Source organism: Shewanella sp. AS16, assembly GCF_021412365.1.
Taxonomy (GTDB): Bacteria; Pseudomonadota; Gammaproteobacteria; order Enterobacterales; family Shewanellaceae; genus Shewanella; species Shewanella salipaludis.
This window is the reverse complement of sequence record NZ_JAKCLK010000136.1, coordinates 1-319: the sequence shown is the minus strand read 5'-3', so window position 1 is coordinate 319 and position 319 is coordinate 1. Positions and strand designations below refer to the sequence as shown.

Annotated in this window: 1 protein-coding gene; it reads left to right on the top strand. The window is 48.0% G+C overall.

Translation table 11 applies throughout. The features are described from left to right. The coding region (locus LZP73_RS19680) for a hypothetical protein (protein WP_234236602.1) at positions 1-319 on the top strand (319 nt) is incomplete at both ends.

Below are 319 nucleotides of genomic sequence, written 5' to 3'. Positions count from 1 at the left end.
GGCGTCATGTATGCTCGAAGAGCTGGCAGATAAACTTGAGAACAAGACTGTTAAGGATTCTGAGCTGATTCAGGAACTGCGCCGTGTCATGAACAAAATCTATGTGGCGTGCATGATGACCTATCGACTGGCTGATTTCCTCGGTATCAATGTAGTCGAGCTGGTTGGCGAAATTCATCGGTCTAACATGACAAAATTATGGCCTGCTGATGTTGAGGAACGTCGCCAGGCTGTGGCCAACTGCAAATACGACTCTTCAGACCTGGGATTCCGCCATGCTGATGGCACCGATAAGATGATCGGTTTTCGAATTTCCGAT